The 18,164-nt window shown below is 63.3% G+C and carries 13 protein-coding genes; 7 read left to right on the top strand and 6 right to left on the bottom strand.

Annotation, left to right across the window (positions count from 1 at the left end; genetic code table 11):
* Window positions 1-45: 45 nt before the first annotated feature.
* On the bottom strand, window positions 46-1,437 hold the full coding sequence (locus ACIPL0_RS08910) for an aldehyde dehydrogenase family protein (protein WP_400599133.1): 1,392 nt from the start codon (window positions 1,435-1,437) through the stop codon (window positions 46-48).
* A 152-nt stretch (window positions 1,438-1,589) separates the two neighbouring features.
* On the opposite strand from ACIPL0_RS08910, the gene ACIPL0_RS08915 reads away from it, so the two are divergent.
* Window positions 1,590-2,471, top strand: coding sequence for a LysR substrate-binding domain-containing protein (locus ACIPL0_RS08915; protein ID WP_400731519.1), 882 nt, complete (start codon window positions 1,590-1,592; stop codon window positions 2,469-2,471).
* Between the two features lie 17 nt (window positions 2,472-2,488).
* Here ACIPL0_RS08915 and ACIPL0_RS08920 read toward each other — a convergent pair whose 3' ends face one another.
* Window positions 2,489-2,968 carry a VOC family protein gene (locus ACIPL0_RS08920; protein ID WP_400599134.1) on the bottom strand — a complete coding sequence of 160 codons (480 nt, stop codon included), beginning with the start codon at window positions 2,966-2,968 and terminating at the stop codon, window positions 2,489-2,491.
* A 94-nt stretch (window positions 2,969-3,062) separates the two neighbouring features.
* On the bottom strand, window positions 3,063-4,019 hold the full coding sequence (locus tag ACIPL0_RS08925) for a LysR family transcriptional regulator (RefSeq protein ID WP_400599135.1): 957 nt from the start codon (window positions 4,017-4,019) through the stop codon (window positions 3,063-3,065).
* Window positions 4,020-4,509: 490 nt separating this feature from the next.
* Here ACIPL0_RS08925 and ACIPL0_RS08930 point away from each other — a divergent pair, with 490 nt between their 5' ends.
* Window positions 4,510-5,697, top strand: a complete 1,188-nt coding sequence (locus ACIPL0_RS08930; RefSeq protein ID WP_400599136.1) for a hypothetical protein — start codon at window positions 4,510-4,512, stop codon at window positions 5,695-5,697.
* Window positions 5,698-6,220: 523 nt separating this feature from the next.
* Here ACIPL0_RS08930 and ACIPL0_RS08935 read toward each other — a convergent pair.
* From ACIPL0_RS08935 to ACIPL0_RS08945, 3 genes are all read right to left on the bottom strand, one after another.
* Window positions 6,221-7,708: a type III effector gene (locus ACIPL0_RS08935; RefSeq protein WP_400599137.1), complete on the bottom strand. Its 1,488-nt coding sequence runs from the start codon at window positions 7,706-7,708 to the stop codon at window positions 6,221-6,223.
* Window positions 7,709-7,741: 33 nt separating this feature from the next.
* Window positions 7,742-10,078, bottom strand: coding sequence for a type III effector HrpK domain-containing protein (locus ACIPL0_RS08940; RefSeq protein WP_400599139.1), 2,337 nt, complete (start codon window positions 10,076-10,078; stop codon window positions 7,742-7,744).
* A 998-nt stretch (window positions 10,079-11,076) separates the two neighbouring features.
* Window positions 11,077-11,631: an RNA polymerase sigma factor gene (locus ACIPL0_RS08945; RefSeq protein ID WP_400599140.1), complete on the bottom strand. Its 555-nt coding sequence runs from the start codon at window positions 11,629-11,631 to the stop codon at window positions 11,077-11,079.
* Window positions 11,632-11,877: 246 nt separating this feature from the next.
* Between ACIPL0_RS08945 and sctW the strand changes: the two genes are divergently transcribed.
* From sctW to ACIPL0_RS08970, 5 genes are all read left to right on the top strand, one after another.
* Window positions 11,878-12,990, top strand: a complete 1,113-nt coding sequence (gene sctW, locus ACIPL0_RS08950; RefSeq protein WP_400599141.1) for a type III secretion system gatekeeper subunit SctW — start codon at window positions 11,878-11,880, stop codon at window positions 12,988-12,990.
* Window positions 12,990-15,089, top strand: a complete 2,100-nt coding sequence (gene sctV / locus ACIPL0_RS08955; protein ID WP_400599143.1) for a type III secretion system export apparatus subunit SctV — start codon at window positions 12,990-12,992, stop codon at window positions 15,087-15,089. The genes sctW and sctV overlap by 1 nt, the downstream gene beginning before the upstream one ends.
* Window positions 15,090-15,107: 18 nt before the next feature.
* On the top strand, window positions 15,108-16,058 hold the full coding sequence (gene sctD / locus ACIPL0_RS08960; protein ID WP_400599144.1) for a type III secretion system inner membrane ring subunit SctD: 951 nt from the start codon (window positions 15,108-15,110) through the stop codon (window positions 16,056-16,058).
* Window positions 16,055-17,404 carry a FliI/YscN family ATPase gene (locus ACIPL0_RS08965; RefSeq protein WP_400599146.1) on the top strand — a complete coding sequence of 450 codons (1,350 nt, stop codon included), beginning with the start codon at window positions 16,055-16,057 and terminating at the stop codon, window positions 17,402-17,404. Before sctD ends, ACIPL0_RS08965 begins: the two co-directional genes overlap by 4 nt.
* A gap of 294 nt (window positions 17,405-17,698) precedes the next feature.
* On the top strand, window positions 17,699-18,145 hold the full coding sequence (locus tag ACIPL0_RS08970) for a YscO family type III secretion system apparatus protein (protein WP_400599148.1): 447 nt from the start codon (window positions 17,699-17,701) through the stop codon (window positions 18,143-18,145).
* Window positions 18,146-18,164 lie beyond the last annotated feature (19 nt).

The following is an 18,164-nucleotide window of genomic DNA, read 5'->3' on the forward strand; positions in this document are numbered from 1 at the left end:
AAGCCGGCAAATGCCGGCCTTTTTTTCTCACCCGATCACCACCACTCAGCGACGATCCAGCCACACGGTCTGCGCGTTGCAGAATTCGCGGATGCCGAAGTGCGACAGTTCACGGCCGAAACCGCTTTTCTTCACGCCACCAATCGGTACACGGGCGTCGGAGGCGGTGTAGCCGTTGATGAACACGCCACCGGTTTCCAGGCGCGCAGCGATGTCGCGGGCTTTGGCGACATCGGCGGTCCAGACACTGCCGGCCAGGCCGAATTCACTGTCGTTGGCCAGTTCCACGGCATGCTCGGCGTCGCGGGCAATGATCAGCGAAGCCACAGGGCCGAACAGCTCGTCCTTGAACGAGGTCATGCCCGGACGCACGTCACCGAGAATGGTCGGCGCATAGTAGTTGCCCTCGCCTTCCAGCTTGTGGCCGCCCAGCAACAGGCTGGCGCCTTCCTTGAGGGTCGCCTGCACCTGGCCGTCCAGCTCGTCGCGCAGGTCGTAGCGCGCCATCGGGCCGATGTAGTTCTCTTCGGCCAGCGGATCGCCGATTTTCAGCGCCTTGACCGCCGCCACGAATTTTTCGGTGAACGCTGGCAACACGGCTTCTTCGACGATGATGCGCTTGGCCGCCACGCAGATCTGCCCGCTGTTCTGGTAACGGCCGACCATGGCGGCTTTCACCGCTTCATCGAGGTCGGCATCGGCCAGCACGATGAACGGGTCGGAACCGCCCAGCTCCAGCACGCATTTCTTCAGTGCTGCGCCGGCCTGAGCAGCGATGGCCGAACCGGCACGCACACTGCCAGTCACCGCCACAGCGGCGATGCGCGAGTCAGCAATGGCGCTGGACACGCCTTCGTTGGTGACGTTGATCACTTCGAACACGCCTTCAGGCAGGCCCGCTTCAGCCCAGGCGTCGCGCAGCAGGTAGGCGCTGCCCATGACGTTCGGCGCGTGCTTGAGCACGTAAGTGTTACCGGCGAGGATCATCGGGATCGCACCGCGCATTACTTGCCAGATCGGGAAGTTCCACGGCATTACCGCCAGAATCGAACCCAGTGGCAGGTAGTCGATATAGGCCTTGTCGTTTTCCACCGGGGTCTTTTCCGGGGCCAGCATGGCCGGGCCGTTTTCTGCGTACCACTCGCAGGTCACCGCGCTTTTTTCCACTTCGGCACGGGCCTGGGCGATCGGCTTGCCCATTTCGGCGGTCATCATCTGCGCCATGGCTTCGGCGTTGTTGCGCAGGGCCCTGGCCATCTTGCGCAGCTGTTCGGCGCGTACGCTCACGGGCTCTTTGCGCCAGGCCTTGAAGCCGGTGGCGGCGCGGCTCAGTGCGCGCTCCAGATCGGCGGCCTGCTCGAAGGGATACTCGGCGAACACCTGGCCGGTTGCAGGGTTCAGCGAAATGGCGTGCGACGGGGATACGTGTTTCGACATGACGGAATGCCTCCTGTTGTGGTTTGACGTTCACCACCGGGCAGGCGCCCGTTGCTGAAGTCCTGGCGCCACGATAGGCTCTGCACAAAATTTCCGATAATGAATAATTATCAAAAAAACATTCTCCAAAAGAGAAAGACTGCGAGAGCCCTATGGACCTGACCCAACTCGAACTGTTCAAGGCCATTGCCGAAGAAGGCAGCATCACCGCCGCCGCCCAGCGCCTGCACCGCGTACCGTCGAACCTGACCACGCGGATCAAGCAGCTGGAGCAGGAACTGGGGGTCGATCTGTTTATCCGCGAGAAACTGCGCCTGCGTCTGTCGGCCACCGGCTGGACCTTTCTCGACTACACCCGGCGCATCCTCGAACTGGTCGAAGAAGCCCGCCAGGCCACCTCGGGTTCTGAGCCACAAGGGGTGTTTTCCCTGGGCTCGATGGAAAGCACCGCCGCCGTGCGCATCCCTTCCCTGCTCGCCGATTTTCACCAGCGCTACCCCAAGGTCGAGCTGGACCTGAGCACCGGGCCCTCCGGCGACATGATCGACGGCGTGTTGTCGGGCCGCTTGAGCGCCGCCTTCGTCGACGGCCCGCTGCGCCATCCGGAGCTGGAAGGCATCGAGCTGTTCGAGGAGGAAATGCTGCTGATCACCGCCGCCAGCCACGAGCCGGTGACCCGCGCCCAGGACGTGGTCAGCAAGACCGTCTATGCCTTTCGCCAGAACTGCTCGTACCGCCGCCACTTCGAGGCGTGGTTCAAGGCCGACATGGCGACGCCCGGCAAGATCTTCGAGATGGAGTCCTACCACGGCATGCTCGCCTGCGTCACCGCCGGGGCCGGCGTGGCCATGGTGCCGCGCAGCATGCTGGAGAGCATGCCCGGCAGCCGCAACGTCAACGCCTACCCGCTCAGCGAGGAATTCCGTTACCTGAACATCTGGCTGACCTGGCGCCGGGGCGGCCGCTCGCCGGCGCTGAATGCGTTCATCGATCTGGTGCAGAACGCCGTGAGCGAAGCACCCGCGGCGGCGTGATCACGTAGCGGCCAGGCTTACTCCTTCAACGCCGCCTCGATGGCGGCGATGTCGATCTTGACCATGCCCATCATCGCGTCGAACGCGCGTTTGGCCGCCTCCCGATCGGGGCTGCTGATGGCTTGAGTCAGGATGCGCGGGGTGATCTGCCAGGAAATGCCCCATTTATCCTTGCACCAGCCGCACACGCTCTCTTCGCCGCCGTTGCCGACGATGGCCTGCCAGAAGCGGTCGGTTTCCTCTTGATCGTCGGTCGCTACCTGAAACGAGAACGCCTCGTTGTGCTTGAAGATAGGCCCGCCGTTCAGGCCCAGGCAGGGAATGCCCATCACCGTGAACTCCACGGTCAGGACATCGCCTTCCTTGCCCGAGGGGTAATCCCCCGGCGCCTTGTGTACGGCCACCACCGCACTGTCGGGAAAGGTTTTCGCATAGAAAGTCGCCGCGTCCAGCGCCGCGCCTTCGAACCAGAGACAGATCGTATTTTTGTGGGTCATTGCTTGCCTCCTGTTGCCGAGCAACATGGTGCAGCCCGATCGGGGTGTCGGGCTTCATGGCACATAGCGTAGACCGCAGGCAGCGCGACGGGATTCAACCGCCCGGACGGTGAGCCGCCTGCAGGAAGTCGATGAACACCCGCAGTTTCCCGGGCATCTGCGCGCGGTTGGGGTAATACAGGTAGAAGGTCTCTCCCGGCGGCTGAAAGCGGTCCAGCACCGGCAGCAGCTCACCGCTGGCCAGTTCCTCGGCAGCAAAACGGCGAAACACCAGCGCCAGCCCGTTGCCCTGCTTCGCGGCAGACAGCGTGGTGCGCATTTCGTCGAGAATCAGCCGGCCCTTGACGTCGATTTCCACGGTGTGGCGGCTTTTGCCAGTGCCGCTGAGGAAGGTCCAGTCCAGAAAGCGCGAGCGGCTGCTCAAACGCTGGCGGATGCAATCGTGAGCCAGCAGGTCTTGCGGGGTATTCAGCGGCGCCGAGCGCGCCAGATAGTCCGGTGACGCCACCACCACCAACGGCTGCGCGGTGCCCACCGGCACGGCCACCATGTCCCGCTGCAACGCTTCGCCGAGGCGGATGCCGACATCGAAGCCTTCGCCGACGATGTCGCTGAGGCCGTTGTCCAGCGTGATGTCCAGCGTCACGTCCGGGTAGCGCTGCATGAACGCTGGCAGGTGCGGCTCGATGAGCACGGCGTAGGCCACATAGGACGTGTTGATCTTCAGCGCGCCATAGGGGCGACTGGCGGTGTCGTGAACCCGCTGCACCGAACTGCGAATCTGCTCCAGTGCCGGCGCCAGGGTTTCCAGCAACTGCGCGCCGGATTCGGTCAGCCCGACGCTGCGCGTGGTGCGGTTAAACAGGCGCACGCCCATCTGCAATTCCAGTTGCTTGATGGTCTTGGACATGGCCGTGGCCGTAACCTCCAGCTCGGTGGCGGCGCGGGCGAAATTCAGGTGCCGGGCAACGCATTCAAAGGCAATCAGGCCGGGCAAGTGGACCGGGCGTGCGGGGGATGCGAGGTCAGTGTCAGCGGGGTTGGCGGGCATGGGTTGTCCTTATCCGATAGAGAACCGTGGGTTCATGGATGAGGATCGATTATGCCGCTGGTAGGGATGGCGAGGAACTGAATCTAGCGATCGAATCGTTTGCTTTTTGCTTCTGGCCGAAGGCCGTGGGAGGGAGCTCTGCTCGCGATGGCGGTGGGTCAGTCGGTGCTGTGTTGTCTGACTCTGCGCTATCGCGAGCAGAGCTCCCTCCCACAGGTTTTGTGGTGTCCGCAGACCTTCGGTTCAACCCGCTATCCGTAGCAGTCCGGCTCACCGGCGTCGGCGCACTCAAGGGCGCCACCGCTGGCAAGCCAGGCGGCTACAGGGGTTATCTGGTCAGACGGTCGTAGTCGGCTTCCCCGGCCACTTCGCGAAATTTCATGCGATCCCATTTGCCCTCAGCCACCCTCGATGCACCTACCTTGTCGGCACCATCAGCGGCCAGGCCACGCTCTGGCTGACCATTGGCAGCCACCGAGTTGGCACCGACATGGTCAGCACCGTCAGATGCAACGCGGTTAGCGCCGACACGATCAGCACCGTCCGACGCAACGCGGTTAGCACCTACGCGGTCAGCGCCATCAGATGCAACGCGATTAGCACCTACACGATCTGCGCCATCAGCAGCGACACGGTTGGCACCCACGCGGTCTGCACCGTCGGAAGCAACGCGATTGGCACCTACGCGATCTGCACCGTCAGATGCAACGCGGTTGGCACCTACGCGATCTGCACCGTCAGAAGCAACGCGGTTGGCACCTACGCGATCTGCACCGTCAGAAGCAACGCGGTTGGCACCTACGCGATCTGCACCGTCAGAAGCGACACGATTAGCACCTACTCGGTCTGCACCGTCGGCCGCAACAGCATTGGCGCCGACATGATCTGCGCCATCCGAAGCAACACGATTGGCACCCACACGGTCTGCACCGTCGGCCGCAACAGCGTTGGCGCCGACATGATCTGCTCCATCCGAAGCAACGCGATTGGCACCCACACGGTCTGCACCGTCAGAGGCAACGCGATTGGCACCGACACGATCTGCGCCATCAGCGGCGACACGGTTGGCACCCACACGATCTGCTCCATCCGAAGCAACGCGATTGGCACCCACACGGTCTGCACCGTCAGAGGCAACGCGATTGGCACCGACACGGTCTGCGCCATCAGCGGCGACACGGTTGGCACCCACACGATCTGCACCATCCGCAGCTACGGAATTGGCGCCGACATGATCTGCACCATCGGAAGCAACACGATTGGCACCCACACGGTCTGCGCCGTCAGCCGCAACAGCGTTGGCACCGACGTGATCTGCGCCATCCGCAGCTACGCGATTGGCACCCACACGGTCCGCACCATCCGCAGCTACGGAATTGGCACCAACATGATCGGCACCATCCGCAGCCACACGATTGGCACCCACACGATCCGCACCATCCGCAGCCAGTTTGCCGGCGCCGACCTTGTCGCTGCCGTCGGAAGCGGTTTTGTTGGGGCCAACTTTATCCGAGCCGTATTCAGCGACTGTCTTGCCTTCATTCACATCCGTGGCCGCATACGCAGCCGACACACCCAAGGCCAGTACGGAAACCGTCAGGCCCCAAATCAATTGTCTCTTCATAACCGATTGCTCCAAGTGTCAATACCGGTTGATGTGAGCAAGATGCTCGGATAGTTGCCTTCCTCGACAATATAAAAGCGGCACATCGAACAACGGCGGCTTTTACTTCCTGGCTTGCGTACATGACCGAAAAACAACCCGCGGACCGCGTTTTAACCGAACGGTTAATTGAACCCGCGACTGTCCGCATTCGCACAGAATAGACCCTTTCGTGCGGCCCGTGCCGTAAATCCGGCAGCGATCCGCTCGATGGCAGTCCTGATGGCGTCGACAGTTTGGATCAAACCGTCAGTCAGGAGTTCGACTGTTTTGAATAAAAGCACAATTGTACAAGTTCACGAAAAGTTGGCGATTCCGTGAACAGCGCCATTCACCATGCTTTTCGCAATAATCCCGCTCGACCGTCATATAACTCAGCGGACTATTCAACTACCGATTATTGATTAACGCCGCCAAGTAGTTGATTTATCTACAGGCGGAATTCGTCCGGCTGGAACGACCGCACGAATGTCCGGAGCGGATGTTTACCGATCAGGCAAACGTGCCCGACCGGTGGCAAAACGGCGCTTGCCTGATCCTAGGCCATGTCCAGATAGCTCTGGTCAGGCGCGCGAGGCTGGCGACGGGTCAGGTTGTCGACCTGCTGGCGGACCGCCGCCCCGGTGGTATTGGCCTTGTCGACGGCCGCGTCCTTGAGCTGACCCAGCCCCGCCTTGGCCTTGGCGATACCCGCTGACGCATGGGGCGCGCTGGCGTCATACATCTGGTCGAAGCCCCCGCCGATGCCTTGCGTGACCTTGTCGACCACCTGCTCCACCGCCTTGCTCGCCGGGTCGGTCACCAGGCCCGCCGTGGTCCAGCCGGCGAACACCGCAGCCGAACCGGCGGCGTTGGTCAACTGGCTGGCAGCGGTTTTCAGATAGGGATTGCTGATGCCGCGAGTGGCCGCTTCCTGCAGTTTGCCGACCGCCGCGAAGCCACCGCCCAATGCGCCCAGGGTCTGCACCGCACCGGTCAGGGTCGAGGCGTTGCGCACCGACTTGCCAAGCTGCGTGGCGGCGTCCGGGATCACACTCAGGCCGCGCTTGATGCCGTTGTAGGTCGCCCGGGGAATGGAAGCGTCCTTGATCGCCCGGTAGGCATCCAGCCATTCGGTCTCCTCGGCCAGCGGCTTGGCCTCGGCATCCTTGCGCCCGAAGACATAGGCGCCACCGCGCAGGTGGTTGTTGTTCTCCACGGTCTGCAAGCGGTTGGCGAACAGCGCATTGGCTGCCAGCCCGCCAAACGCCGACACTTTGCTGTCCACCGAATCGCGGGTGTGCGGATGGGCCGACAGGGCTGTCGCGATCACGGTTCGCGCCAGGTTGCGCGCGGTGTAGCTCTGGATCGCCAGGCCCTGATCAACGGCGGTCTGCGCCAGCCCCGGTGTGTGTCGCGCCAGCGAATCGGCCATGGCCTCATGCAACTGTTCTGCCGGCGCCTTGAGGAAGTGAATATCGGCGGTGGCGCGGTTCATCACCCCGGTGCCGACGGCATCGAGGGTGCCGGCAAAGGTCCCGGCGATCAACGGCGCCACCGGTTTGAGAAAGCCGCTGATACCGGCGCCGCCAAGTTCCGGGTATTTCGCCTGCAACAGCGTCGCCGAAGCGAAGGGAATGCCGCGAAACGCGCTGGACATCCGTGTCGCCCCACGGTCATAGCTCTCGCCCTTGGCCAGGGTGTCGGCAATGCTCGCCGGGGTTTCGCCGAGGCCTTGCAAGGCACGGGCGCGGCTGTCGACGATCAGATCGAGATCGTGGTTCTGGCTGTGTACCTTGTCATTGTGCGCATTGATGTCGGCCAGTTGCTCACGGCTGACATCCCGGGGCACGGCTGTCGGTGTCTGATAGTGCGCAGCGAACACCTGCTGTTTCAGGTAGTCGGCAATCGCCCGGACCTGCCCGGCGGCGACATCCTGCACACTGACGACCTCGTCGCTGCCGCGCACACTGGCGTCGTCATGAACACTGGCCTGCGGCGTGATCGCCGGGTGGTTGAAGGGGTGACTGAGTGTGGTGGGTTGCATGGCAGAAGCCTCCTGGTCGTTGTGCAGGCCCCGTCAATGGGCCTTGGGAATGCCGAACTGATCGAGGACCGGATCGACGTTGTGGTCGAAGGCCTTCTGCGCCTTGTGTTTCTTCACCGCTTCGATGATCGCGGAAATGCCGAAACCCAGGCTCATGGCCGCATCGACGACCCAGCCCACCACCGGAATCGACGCACCGATGGCCGCGCCTGCCGCCATGCCGACCGCCTCCCCGGCGACCATCCCGGCCACGCGTCCGCCGACTTTGGCCGCCACTTCGCCGAGCCCGGCACGGCCGGCAGACTTGGCAATCGCGTCATAACCGTTTTTCGCTGCGGACAGGCCTTGCTTGGTGCTGTCGTAAATGGTCTGTGCGGCACCGGTCTTGTCGCCGCGGGCGAGCATGTCCGACACCGACGCGAAACCGGCCAGTGACTGCAGCGCTTTCGGCCCACCCTCGGCGGCCATCTGCATCGCCAGCGACGGTGCGTGGTCTTTGTCGCCCTGACTGCCTTCAAGCAGCTTGCGACCGCTCTTGGAGTCCTGCAGCTGGGCGAAGGTCGACTGCACGTAACTGCCCTGCTGGCCCTGCACGAAGTCCGGCGACAACACGCTGTCGTAGGCGGCTTTCTGTGCGTCGGCGCTGTTGAGAGACTGTTCGGCGTCGGCCTTTTTCTGGCCGAGCAACTGCTTCACCGCACCGCCTTCGCTGAAGTTGCGCACGTACGAATCCTGAATCCGGCCTTGCAGATCCGGGCGCTGGCCGAGGACCTGCTGCGCGGTCGGCACGTTGGCATCGTCGCCGAGCAGGTCTTTCTGCATCTGCAACTGCGCCGACAGCCCGCCGATCGCACTGCTGTAATCGGCATTGGGCTTTTTCTTGTCGATGGCCTTGTCGGCGGTGGCCAGATCGGTTTCCAGCGCCTGGCCGCTGTTGACCCGCTGCATCTGTTCGGTGACGGCCTTCTGCAACGCCGGCGTGCTGTTGACCAGCGCCTTCGACTGTTGCGGCACCTGCTTGTCGAGAAACGCCTGGACATCGGGATCGGCCTGCAACTGGCCGATCTTGTCCGCCAGCGCCTCTTCGGTCTTTTCGGTCTTGTGCAGATCGCGCCCGGCCACCACGCTTTGCTGGGTCTGTTGCAGCTTGACCATCACCGCAGCCTTCTGCTCGCCGCTGTAGTTTTCCGGGTGTTCGAACACGTCCTTGCCCAGCTTGCTGATATCGACATCGGCCACCGAATTGAGGGTGGCGGCGTCGCTGAGCAGGCTGGCGAATTCACCGCCGTTGGTGGGCGCCTGTTTCTTGATCCAGTTGTCGATATTGCCAGCGTTGAACAGCTTGTCCGGGCTGTGCGCTGCCAGCGAGCGCCCTTCCAGGCCACCCTGGTCGATCTGGGTGAGGAACCCCGGCTGCGAGAAGGTTTTCGATGCCTGCTTGAGCGGCCCGGCCAGACCGGGGTTGTCGTTCATGATCGCTTTCAGACCGTCGGCGCTGGTGTTGCCGTCGACCTTGGTCTTACCGTCGGCGCCCAGTGCGTGCTTCGGATCCGCCGCTTTGGTCAACGGCTCGTTGGCCCGCAGCATGGCGGCGCTGCGCACCAGTTCCAGAGACTGCGGATCGGCGTCGGGATGGTCTTTCTGGTAGTTGGCGACGTCCTTGTCGGCGCTGTCGGCGGCCTTCTGCATGTTCTTGGCGAACGCCTTGAGGTCGCCATCGGTGATTTTTCCGTCGGCTTTGCCACCGTGTTTGCCGACGTCCACCGCAGTTTTCAACGCCGGGTTGGCATTGATGAAATCCATGGCTTTCTTGCCGTCTTCGCCGCCGTCCGCCGCCATGCGCGCGGCAGCAATCGGTCGGTTGAGCTCCTTGGCCGCTTGCTCACGCTGCTCCGGCGGCAGATTGGCGACCATCGGCGCCCAGCGTTCCAGCTCTTTGGGCGAGGAGTATTTCGAGTCATCGAGAAACTTCGCTTCGTCGGCTTTCGGTGCATCCTGGGTGGGCCCCAGTGCGGTGGCAGCAACGTCCTTGACCGGAGCAGTTGGTGTGGCGGGCGCCGCAGCAGGTGTCGCATTACCCTGTGCCGGCGCCAGCAGCATATTGTTCGCCTGACCGTTGGCTGGCGGCGTCTGGCCCTGCCCTTTGAACATCTGCACCAATTGGCTCAGCAACGACAGCAACTGTTTTTCCGGGCTGTCCTGGGCCACGGCCGATTGCGCTTGTGACTGTGGCGTAGCGGCGCCGAACTGCACATTGGGGTTGTTCACTGCCAACAGTGATTTGGGGATATTCGTCGGTGGCGCTTCGATCGATTCACCATTGCCGGGTTGAGGTGCGATACCACTGAACGGACTGCCGGAAATTCGCATGAGAGTCGCCATCGGAAGTTGAAGGATGGCACCTGTGTGGTCCGAAACGGCAGTCGGTTCCGGGGAATGTGGCAATTGGGCAACAAATGGCTCTGTGGGAGCGAATTCATTCGCGATGCGATGGTCCGGAAGACATATCTCTATCGACCGGAATGCCCTATCGCGAATGAATTCGCTCCCACAAGGGAAATCCAGATTAGCCCCCAAACATCAGACGCCAACACATTTCCTGTAGGAGCCGGCTTGCTGGCGAAAGCAGTGTGTCAGTCGACATCACCGGCACTGACACACCGCTGATGATCGGGCAACACCTGACTCTGTGGGAGCGAATTCATTCGCGATGCGATGGTCCGGAAGACAGATCTCTATCGACCGGAATGCCCTATCGCGAATGAATTCGCTCCCACAAGGGAAATCCAGATAGCCCCAAACATCAGACGCCAACACATTTCCTGTAGGAGCCGGCTTGCTGGCGAAAGCAGTGGGTCAGTCAATATCACTGGCACTGATACACCGCCTTCGCGAGCAGAGCTCCCTCCCACAGGTTATGTAGTGCCTGTGTGCCGGGGTGAGCCTGATCTTCCGTGGGAGGGAGCCCTCCCACTGGTCATGTGTTGTCTTTGTGCATCTGGGTGCCCACCACAGGTCCGATTCTGTCAAAACACCAACCTGACACCGCCAAAACCAGCATCCCAGAGCCCTCGCCCACTTGCATCATTCCCGTTGATGTCCACCATGAAGGCGATTGTCTTCAGGTTTTCCGGGGCTCACGTAACATCGCCTCCATCCCCAACCTGACACGGACTACCGACCATGATCACTCTCCACATCGTCAACGCCGTCGCTCTCACCGCCGCCACCATTTTCCTGGTCAACCGCGCTTTCGCGTTCTACGACCTGGTCAACGCCGCGACCGTTTCCGAGCACATCTGATCGCGGCACAGCCTTCTGGCTGTGCTCGACGATTCAGCCGCTACACGATTCAACCGCAACAGGCTTCAGGCAAACGGGTCCATCTGCCGTTTCAGTTGCTCCCGGGCCCGCGACAGACGTGAACGTACCGTGCCGATCGGCACCCCCAGCGAGCTGGCGGTTTCCTGGTAGTTGCCGTCCATTTCCAGCGTGACTTCGATCACCCGCTGCATGTTCGATGGCAGCGTGCCAATGGCTTTGACCGCGCGCACCAACTGACGATGACCGTCGACCTGATGGCCGATGTCGCCGTGGTTGTCGGGCTCGGAATGGGTGTGGTCCTCCCAGCTTTCCTGATACGGCTGGCGATACATCTTGCGAAAGTGATTGCGGATCAGGTTCAGCGCAATCCCGCACAGCCAGGTCTGCGGTTTGCTGGCGTTCTGGAATTTGTGCTCGCTGCGCAGAGCTTCCAGAAACGTGCTTTGCAGAATGTCATCGACATCTTCCGGGTTCATCACCCGCTTCTGAATGAACGCACGCAACATCTTCACCTGATCGCTGGTGAGCTGGCGGATGCCCGGTTGCAGGCGTGGCAAGGCGGGATGATGAATATCGAGAATAGCGAGGCTGGACAACATCACAGAGCTTCCTTGTTTTGAAGTGTGATAGCCCTATAGCGATATGCGTGCCAGTCAAAAATCACGTGTAACTAATTGTTTTATAACAATTAAAAAATCGCACCAAGTTTTGTTTGTGCAAAAACCTGCACGAACACACTGAATCTCCAACGGCTTTTGGCACAACCGTCCTTGTCTGCAGGGCGGATGGAACCAGACCGCGCCCACGGCCCACTCACGGCCCATGACCACGCGCAGAGTCACGCCATGAAGATCGCCGCCCCGCCTGTCACACCCCCCTTGCGCAGCCCTGCCGCCCTGCCGGCCAATGCCGCCGCGACCAGCGCTGCGTTGCTGCGCAACAGCCCGCCGAGTATCAACGGCACCTCGCCGCAACAGGTCGCCCGGTTTGCCGCCGCACTGGTGCAGCAGAGCCGCAGCCTCGGTCAGCGCGACCTGATCGCCAGCAGCAACGCTCTGCAATCGCGGGCAGTGAAACTCGGCGAGCTGTATCAGATGCTGATGGGCGCACAGGTCAGCGGTCTGGACGACGCGGCGCGCAACCTGCGCAAGCAATTGCAGAAACAGCAGCTCGCCAGCCTCGCCCAGGTCCTGCGCATGACCGATGGCGATCCGGCCAAGGCTCAGGTGTTGTTGCAGGCGGCGCGTAAGCAGGCGCAGACCGACGGTGCCAGCGGCGAGCATGTGGTCCTCAGCCAGCAGCTCAAACAGCTGCGTCAGCAATACGGCCAGCGCGCCCGCGCCGGCATCAACAGCGCCAAGGCCTTTTCCCGCCCCAGCGTCGACAACCGTCGGCGCAATACCCTGCGCAACCTCTACGGGGTGGCGGTGGCCGGCCAGCAGAACATCACTGGCCTGATCGATGCGCTGCTCAGCGAGCAGGAAGAACACGGCGATTTCGAGCTCAACCTCAGCGACATGCGCAGCGCGATTGCCGACGACCTGTCGGCGACCACCCCATCCACCTCGGCGCAGCAGTTGCGCACGCTGATGCACGGCCTCAATACCGCGCGGCATGTCGCGACTCTGCTGCAAGGTTGCGAGCACCTGCTGGGGCGCATGCGCAACAAGAACCCCGGCCTGCAGGTCAACGCCGCGGCCTTTCTCAAGCACTTGCTGGCACTGTCCGGCAAGGGCATGAACCTCAGCGAAACCCTGCAACTGACCCAACACATCGGCGGCTCGCAGCTCAAGCATCAACTGGCGTTTCTCAACGGCCTGCGACCGATGCTGCAACAGCTGCCGATCCTGCTCTGGCGTGACATGAAAAGCCGCCAGACCGCACTGGGCAATCTGCTCATTCTCATGGCCGAGCTGACTCGGCAGGAACAGAACCAGCTCCAGGGGGGCCTCGCCTGATGGATCGCGTCATCAACCTGCTCAACCAGCTCGCCCTGGCGGCCATGCGCCGCTCGGAAATCGTCGGCGCCTTCGTGGTCATCGCCATCGTGTTCATGATGATCACGCCGCTGCCCACCGGACTGGTGGACGTGCTGATCGCCATCAACATCTGTATTTCATGCCTGCTGATCATGCTGGCGATGCACCTGCCACGGCCGCTGGCGTTTTCGACCTTTCCGGCCGTGCTGTTGCTGACCACCATGTTCCGCCTGGCGCTGTCGATCTCCACCACGCGCCTGATCCTGCTCTACCAGGACGCCGGGCACATCGTCGAAGCCTTCGGCCAGTTCGTGGTCGGCGGCAACCTGGCGGTGGGCATGGTGATTTTCATGATCCTCACCGTGGTCAACTTTCTGGTGATCACGAAGGGTTCCGAGCGGGTCGCCGAGGTCGGTGCGCGCTTCACCCTGGACGCCATGCCCGGCAAGCAGATGTCCATCGACAGCGACCTGCGCGCCAACCTGATCAGCGTCCATGAAGCCCGGCGCAGGCGTGCCGAACTGGGCAAGGAAAGCCAGCTGTTCGGTGCCATGGACGGTGCGATGAAGTTCGTCAACGGCGACGCCATCGCCAGCCTGATCATCGTCGCCATCAACATGATCGGCGGCATCGCCATCGGCGTGGTGCAACACGGCATGAGCGCCGGCGACGCCTTGCAGGTCTACACCGTGCTGACCATCGGCGACGGCCTGATCGCGCAGATTCCGGCGCTGCTGATTTCGGTCACCTGCGGCATGATCATCACCCGCGTGCCCGATGAAGACAGCGGCGCCAACGCCAACATCGGCCGACAGATCGCCGAGCAGATCACCAGCCAGCCCAAGGCCTGGATCATCGCTGCCGTGGCAATGCTCGGCTTCGCCGCCCTGCCCGGCATGCCGACTGCGGTGTTCATCGTCATCGCCATCATCTGCGGTTGCGGCGGCCTGCTGCAGTTGCACCGGGCCCGCGTGCCCCAGGCCGAGCAGGCGCAGGCGACGGTGGTGGCTCCGGAGATGAATGGCCGGGAAGACCTGCGCACGTTTTCGCCGAGCCGCCAGTTCGTCCTGCAGTTTCACCCCAGCCAGGACCCGGCGCGGGTCGAGGCGCTGGTCAGCGAGATCCGCCAGCGCCGCAACCGTCTGGTGGTGCAGTACGGCCTGACCCTGCCGTCGTTCATCATCGAACCGGCCGAGCATTTACCGCCGGACGAATTCCGTTTCTCGGTGTACGAGGTGCCGCTGCTGCGGGCCACCCTCACCCACAGCCATGTCGCGGTGGATGCGCGCCTGCTCGACGCATCGCCGGAGGCCGCCGTGCCAGGCAGCGTCGAGCGCGACGAGGGTCATTGGCTGTGGCTGCCGGCAGACGCGCCGCAGTTGCTTGAGCAGGAAGTCGAACACGTCGACGCCATGACCCTGATCATCGAGCGCATGGAGCGCGCCTTGCAGTCCTGCGGCCCGCAGTTCATCGGACTGCAGGAAACCAAGGCGATTCTCGGCTGGCTGGAAAGCGAACAGCCGGAACTCGCTCAGGAGATGCAACGGGTGCTGCCGCTGGCGCGCTTCTCGGCGGTGCTACAACGGCTAGCGTCGGAATGCGTGCCGCTGCGGGCGATCCGCGTGATCGCCGAAACCCTGATCGAACACGGCCAGCACGAACGCGAAGTGACGGTGCTGGCCGACTATGTGCGCATCGCCCTGAAGTCGCAGATCTATCACCAGTACTGCGGCGTCGACGGCCTGCTGGTCTGGGTGCTGACCCCGGAAAGCGAAGGCATCCTGCGCGATGCCCTGCGCCAGACCCAGACCGAAACCTTCTTCGCCCTCGACAGCCAGACCAGCCAGTTGCTGGTGCAGCAACTGCACATCGCCTTCCCCCTGCGCAGCGCCCAGCAGGCCGTGCTGTTGGTGGCTCAGGACCTGCGCAGCCCGCTGCGCACGCTGTTGCAGGAAGAGTTCTACCACGTGCCGGTGCTGTCGTTCGCCGAGATCAGCAACGCCGCCCAGGTCAAGGTGCTCGGCCGTTTCGATCTGGAAGACGAACTGGCCGAACTGGATAACGACTACGCCGCCTGACCGGCTGGAGAGCCTCGCATGTTTGAGTTACGGGTATTGACCGGCCTGCACCAGGGCGCTGCACTGCCGCTGATCGGCGAGCAATGGCTGATCGGTGCCGATGCAGAGCAGGACCTGGCGCTGCACGATCCGGGCGTGGCCGCGCTGCACTGCCGGCTGCAACGCCAGGGCGACAGCTGGCTGCTGAATGCCGCCGACGGCAGCATCGGCGACCAGGAAGGCCACCATCACCAGAGCACCCTCCTGACGCCCAACAACGCTTTCACCCTCGGCTCGGTGTGGCTGTGCCTGTCACCCGCCGAGGACGCCTGGCCCTCGGTGCCGGTGCTGATCGCTGCGCCCGCTGCCGAAGCCACGCCGGAACCTGCCGCCGCGCCGCCTCTGGAGAAAGTCGAGTCACGCTCGCGCCTGCTCAATCGCACCACCGGCATCGTCATCGGCGTGCTGCTCGGCATTGCCGGCAGCGCCTGGAGCCTGACCCGCAGCAGCACATCGGGCGTAGAACTGGCCGCCGTCAGTGCCGCGCCCGCACCAGCGGAGCACGTGCGCGCCACACCGGCGCCGGCACACAAACGCATTCACCTGGCCAGCGTCGACGACGCCCGCCGCCAGCTCAACACCATGCTCAGCGAACGCCTGCTCAGCGACGTCAATCTGCAACAGACCGAGGAAGGTCTGGTGCTCAGCGGCAATCTCAAGGCCGAATCGCAGCTGGTCTACCAGCGCATGCTGCAACGCTTCAGAGATCGCTACGACTCGCCTGTGCCGTTGATCGACAACGTCAGCGCGTCGAGCAACGGCCTGCCGTTCACCATCGTGCAGATCATGTCCGGGCCCAACGCGCATCTGGTCACCGCCGACGGCCATCGGCTGTATGTCGGTGACGAACTGGCCGGCCTGCGCCTGACCCGCATCGACGACAGCCGCATCCAGTTCGACGGCGACCGGCATTACGAGGTGAGCTGGTGAACGCCGCCCTCGCCCGCTGGAAAAGCGCCCAGCAACAGCGCCTCGGCCATCTCTCGGCGGTGCGGGTCAGCGGCCGGGTCACGGCGGTCAGCGGCATTCTGCTGGAATGCCAGGTGCCGGCGGCCAAGGTCGGCGACCTCTGCGAAGTGAGCAAGGCCGACGGCAGCAGCATGCTCGCCGAGATCGTCGGTTTCACCCGTGACTGCACCCTGCTCAGCGCCCTCGGCACCCCGGACGGCATTCAGGTCGGCGCGCAGATCAGGCCGCTGGGCATGGCCCATCGCATCGGTGTCGACGACAGCCTGCTGGGCAGCGTGCTCGACGGTTTCGGCAGGCCGCTGTTGGCGGACTCCCAGGGCGCATTCGCCGGGCCCGGTGATCCGCGCGTGACCTTGCCGGTGATCGCCGATGCCTTGCCACCAACGCAACGGCCACGGATCACCAACGCCTTGCCCACCGGCGTGCGCGCCATCGACAGCGCGATTCTGCTCGGCGAAGGCCAGCGCGTCGGCTTGTTTGCCGGCGCTGGTTGCGGCAAGACCACGCTGATGGCGGAGCTGGCGCGCAACATGGCCTGCGACGTGATTGTCTTCGGCCTGATCGGCGAACGAGGCCGCGAGCTGCGTGAATTTCTCGACCATGAACTGGACGCGACCCTGCGCAGTCGTTCGGTGCTGGTCTGCGCCACCTCCGACCGCTCCAGCATGGAGCGTGCCCGCGCTGCATTCACCGCCACGGCCATTGCCGAGGCCTATCGCCAACGCGGCCTCAAAGTGCTGTTGCTGCTCGACTCGCTGACCCGTTTCGCCCGTGCCCAACGGGAAATCGGCATTGCTGCCGGTGAGCCGCTGGGCCGCGGTGGCCTGCCGCCGTCGGTGTACACCCTGCTGCCGCGGCTGGTGGAGCGCGCCGGCATGAGTGAGGAAGGCTCGATCACCGCGCTGTACACCGTGCTGATCGAACAGGACTCGATGAACGACCCGGTGGCCGACGAAGTGCGCTCGCTGCTCGATGGCCACATCGTGCTGTCGCGCAAGCTGGCCGAACGCGGCCATTACCCGGCCATCGACGTGCAGGCCAGCATCAGCCGGATCCTCAGCAACGTCACCGGCCGCGAACACCAGCAGGCCAACAACCGCCTGCGCCGGCTGATGGCGGCGTACAAACAGGTGGAAATGCTCCTGCGCCTGGGCGAATACCAGCCCGGCGGCGACCCGGTGACCGACTGCGCGGTGCAACTGAACGAACCGATCAACGCCTTCCTGCGCCAGGATCTGCGCGAACCGGTGCCCCTGCAAGACACCCTCACCGCCCTGATGCAACTGACCTCCCAGCTGCCGGAATGAGCATGTCAAAACCAACATACGCCCCGCGTCTCGTAAGAGCGCGCTTGCCCGCGAATGCGTTGGGTCAGTCGCCCCAGGTTCATCAGACAGATCGCCATCGCGGGCAAGCGCGCTCCTACCGATCGCAGGCGATCACACCCGCTCGGCACGGCGCAAACCCTGTGGGAGCGCGCTTGCCCGCGAATGCATCGTGTCAGTCACCCCAGCTTCATCCGACGAATCGCCATCGCGGGCAAGCGCGCTCCTACCGATCGCAGGCGATCACACCCTCTCCACACACCGGGCCCCACCACTATGGAAGACGAACTCGAACCCGATCCGCAGCGCCTGGCGCTGGAGCAGGTAATCAGCGTACTGACGCCGTTGCGCCAGCACCGTCAGGCCAGCGCCGAGCGGGCGCAGCGGCAGGCTCAGCAGCAGTTGCAGGACATGCAGACGCAATTGCAGCAGACCCGCGACTCCTTCACCCGTGAGCGCGACAATCAGCGTGAACGCCGACAGACCCTGAGCAGCGCGCACCTGAACAAGAGCATGGCGCTGAACGATCTGGAGCGCTGGCAGAAAAAGGAACAGCGCATGCTCGACCGCCTGGCCTACATCCGCCAGGACGTCGCGCAACAGCGCCTGCACATCGACGAACAACAGCAGCGCCTGGAACAGGCCGGCAACGAAGCCCGCGCCGCCCAGCGTGCCGTGGAAAAACTCGGCTGTCTGGCCGAAGCCCTCAATGAGCAAGGTTGAGCCCCGATGAACACACCGA

This window comes from Pseudomonas sp. NPDC090208 (assembly GCF_044746785.1).
In the GTDB taxonomy this organism is placed as follows: Bacteria; Pseudomonadota; Gammaproteobacteria; order Pseudomonadales; family Pseudomonadaceae; genus Aquipseudomonas.

Excerpts from the sequence above, each read along its gene's own strand:
- ACIPL0_RS08910 (WP_400599133.1), bottom strand. The coding sequence starts at position 1,437 with ATGTCGAAACACGTATCCCCGTCGCACGCCATTTCGCTGAACCCTGCA.
- ACIPL0_RS08915 (WP_400731519.1), top strand. The coding sequence starts at position 1,590 with ATGGACCTGACCCAACTCGAACTGTTCAAGGCCATTGCCGAAGAAGGC.
- ACIPL0_RS08920 (WP_400599134.1), bottom strand. The coding sequence starts at position 2,968 with ATGACCCACAAAAATACGATCTGTCTCTGGTTCGAAGGCGCGGCGCTG.
- ACIPL0_RS08925 (WP_400599135.1), bottom strand. The coding sequence starts at position 4,019 with ATGCCCGCCAACCCCGCTGACACTGACCTCGCATCCCCCGCACGCCCG.
- ACIPL0_RS08930 (WP_400599136.1), top strand. The coding sequence starts at position 4,510 with ATGGTCAGCACCGTCAGATGCAACGCGGTTAGCGCCGACACGATCAGC.
- ACIPL0_RS08935 (WP_400599137.1), bottom strand. The coding sequence starts at position 7,708 with ATGCAACCCACCACACTCAGTCACCCCTTCAACCACCCGGCGATCACG.
- ACIPL0_RS08940 (WP_400599139.1), bottom strand. The coding sequence starts at position 10,078 with ATGCGAATTTCCGGCAGTCCGTTCAGTGGTATCGCACCTCAACCCGGC.
- ACIPL0_RS08945 (WP_400599140.1), bottom strand. The coding sequence starts at position 11,631 with ATGTTGTCCAGCCTCGCTATTCTCGATATTCATCATCCCGCCTTGCCA.
- sctW (WP_400599141.1), top strand. The coding sequence starts at position 11,878 with ATGAAGATCGCCGCCCCGCCTGTCACACCCCCCTTGCGCAGCCCTGCC.
- sctV (WP_400599143.1), top strand. The coding sequence starts at position 12,990 with ATGGATCGCGTCATCAACCTGCTCAACCAGCTCGCCCTGGCGGCCATG.
- sctD (WP_400599144.1), top strand. The coding sequence starts at position 15,108 with ATGTTTGAGTTACGGGTATTGACCGGCCTGCACCAGGGCGCTGCACTG.
- ACIPL0_RS08970 (WP_400599148.1), top strand. The coding sequence starts at position 17,699 with ATGGAAGACGAACTCGAACCCGATCCGCAGCGCCTGGCGCTGGAGCAG.